The 3,189-nt window shown below is 63.8% G+C and carries 2 protein-coding genes; one reads left to right on the top strand and one right to left on the bottom strand.

The genetic code is table 11. The annotated features are described in order from the left end of the window. Positions 1-672 precede the first annotated feature (672 nt). On the bottom strand, positions 673-1,884 hold the full coding sequence (locus AC1DY5_RS48810; protein ID WP_478121531.1) for a DUF4382 domain-containing protein: 1,212 nt from the start codon (positions 1,882-1,884) through the stop codon (positions 673-675). Positions 1,885-2,620: 736 nt separating this feature from the next. Here AC1DY5_RS48810 and AC1DY5_RS48815 point away from each other — a divergent pair. After that, positions 2,621-2,923, top strand: a complete 303-nt coding sequence (locus AC1DY5_RS48815) for a hypothetical protein (protein ID WP_478121532.1) — start codon at positions 2,621-2,623, stop codon at positions 2,921-2,923. Positions 2,924-3,189 lie beyond the last annotated feature (266 nt).

Raw genomic sequence — 3,189 nt, forward strand, 5'->3', positions numbered from 1 at the left:
CGACAGCGGCCTGAGGGCAGGTGTTGGACAAGCCTTGAGGGAGGAAACCGCGGAATGTCCCACGGGAACCTGAGAAGGCTACGAAGCTATGGAAAATCCGAGCGCGTGAGTCGAAAAGGTCGGCGGCGGACCTGTGCCCCCGGCCGGTAGCGACAAGGGGGCAACCTGAGAGCAGTTGCGCGAGTGAGCCAATTTGATCATGCCGGGCTGGACCCGACGCGTCCCCAGCTTGACCGCCGAATTTGACTCGAGCATCGTGGACAAGCTTCACGCTTCACGAGACGCTCATCGCGGCCACGCACGCGAGCACGTGCACGCTGGCAGCATGGCTGAACGTCTCAGCCTATGGCATCGTCGCGCCTCTTAGGTCGGAATGAACTGACCTCCGAAGCAGACGCTGACCAATGTCGGCTGATGGCCGTCATGAATAGCTATTCATGACGGCCATAAGCCGTCTTTCATGTAGGTCAGCTTTCAGGTCTGGCGACAGTAACGTCGCCAGACTGCTAAGGAGACGGACGGCCCACGAGGATTGCCCCAAAATAGAACGGCCGTGCCGTCTCGCCCACTCATGCGGCCATTCAGCGAGCCCCGCGAGGTCGTCCACCGATCGCGGAGGCAACCATCCCCATTGCGGCGCGCCCCGGTCCCCGGGGCGCCGCTCAAGTCAACTCAGGGCAGGGTGAAGTTGGTGGCGAAGGTCGCGCCCCCCGCCAGCAACGGCGAGGATGCCGTCTTCACCGAGCCGGCCCCGCTGGCTTCGACCACGTACTTGCCAGCCGCAGCCGTGTTCGGCGCAAACACCAGCGCCGCGGGCGCCACGACATAGGGCGCCACCAGCGGCGCATTCACCGGCACCGCGTAGGAGTAGGCGCCTGTGTCGCCGTCCGCCGCACGGTCGGCCACGACGACGGTCGGGCCGCCGGACAGCGGCTGCAGGGCACGCACCTGCGCTTCGATCGGCGAGCTGGCGGTGCTCACGGCGCCGGACAAGGTGGCCGTCGGCGAAGTGGGCACGGAGAGCGCCGAGGTCGTGGCGTTGAGCGTGGTCACGGTTTGATCGGCAACGGGCACGTTGGTCACCACCGCGGTGGTGCGGCCGGGCGCCGTCAGCACCACTTGGTAGCTTCCCGCTGGCACGGGCTGCAATAGGAATTTGCCGGCGCTATCCGGCACCGTCGCCTTGACGATGACCCCGTTCTGCTGCAGCGAAACGCTGGTCTGCGGATCGACCACGCCGACGTCCACATAACCAAGCACGCCAGAGACCAGGCGCGGCACCACGCTCAGTACCGGTTTGAGCAAGTACTGTCCGGAGTTGCCGGCTTTCACCACTGACTTGCAGGCGTCGAAGTCGATCACGAAGTCCGCCATCTGGTTGGCYGCCACATCGATGTTGGCATTCGCCTTCAAGCCCGATTGCTGGCCGCTGGGCGTCTTCAGAGCAACTTCGTTTTTGCCAGTGGGAATGACCGAATTGGCCAGCGGCGTGCTGCTGCCGTTCTCGGCCAGCACCAGGCGCAGCTGGGTGTACTTGCCCACCGGCAGTGGCAATTGCCCGAGTTCGAACAGCACGCCGTTGGTCAACGACAAGAGATCTATGCGCGCCGGCGGGTCCACTGGCAGGTCCTGCCAACCAGCTTCACTTTCCGCCGCGTTCGCGGAYTGGTGGACSCGCACCTTGGYGACGGTCACRTTGACGGCGTCATAGCCGCAGGCCGGCGCGTCGGTCATGGCCAGYCGCAGCGTGCCTTTCTCGGCGGTGGGGGTCGGGGTGGCGGCGACGGGAATCGAGCCSCCGCYKCYGCCGCCGCCKCCGCAKGCCARGAGGGATCCSAGCACTACCGCGGACAACGCGGCACGTATGCAGGCGAAGGTTYTCATTTTCTATCTCCAGAATGGAATATGGGAATATTTCACATTCTCGCAGCAATCGTGGCTCAGATGGACCTAGAGAGCGCGAAGTTCACCGAGCGCCTCAAGAGTCCTGAAGCGCGCGAAGCGTTCGTCGCATTTGCKCAGAAACGGCTACCTGATTTCTCGAAGATTGCAGGGTAGTGGGCAGCCGCCGCAATGACTGGTTTCAGGCGGTCAACTTCTTATGCCGACTGAACTGCAGTGGGCCCATCCTTGCCGTTCGCGCTTTGTGCGTGAATGACAGCAAACAGTCCCGAACCCGACCTCCTCGAACAGTTCTTGCACAAGAAGGGCTTCCCCTCGGAGCCTCCGGTGCCGGACTTCTTGTGCTCGCGTGCTGCCCGGCGTCGTCGACATGGGCTCTGCAGCCCCCTCCCGCCCTCAGATCGCGTCGTCGCTCAGGCCCTCCCGCCTGGTTCAGCAGGGCCAGATCACCCATCGCCTCGCCATGAGCCTCTGCGCACTGCTCGAGCAGTGCCTCGCGCTGGAGTGCTGCGCGATCCCGGGCCACGCTGGTCATCGGCCGGTCCGGATCTGCGTCGAGTGGCGCATCGCCCTCGTCTGGCAAGGGTGCGTCCGCCCGCCGGACTTTGAGCCGAGGCTCGTCACGGCGAGGCTGAGTGTCTTCCGGTCGCGTGCCTGAGAAGCTTTCCTCGGATGCGTCCTTTGGTTTGCGCTTCGTGGAAACGGCGGCCTGGCTGAAGTGCGCCAGCTCCACCTCGCGCTGCATCTGCTGAAACAGCTCAAGGCCCACGGCGTCAAGACGAACGCTGCGCCGATCACCCGTGCGACGGGCCGATTTCTGGACCAATATGTGAGCGCGCTCGCGCAGTTGGTACATCTCGACCATGTTGAGGGTGTTGCCGGGCAGGTGCTTCATGTCGAATTGACGGGTTCCGTCGCAGCCGGCGCCGGCCAGCGGGTCAACGAAGGCGTCGACCCCGAGCCCTGCCGCCGCGTCCTCCGCGCCGGACGAGCCTCCGGCACCTGTCGCGCCGGAGCTTGAGCTCACGCCACTTGAGCCGCCACCTGCAACTCCTGCCGCGGTGCTTCCGCGAGAGAGCTCCAGTGCGTCTTTTAGACCGAACTTTGAAGCATTGATCAGGCCGTAACCCAGCATTGGCGCGGGTTTCGGCCTTTTTCTTGTGTCAATTTGTAGCCATGTAAATTGTTCATTATTCTGTTGAATTAGCTCTGTATTGGTTCTATAAACGAAGTCATGTACATCGAGTCCGTGCCGAACCGCAACTCGCCCGCCGCAGTGCTCCTGCG

The sequence above is a fragment of the Variovorax sp. P4_D9 genome (assembly GCF_056401695.1).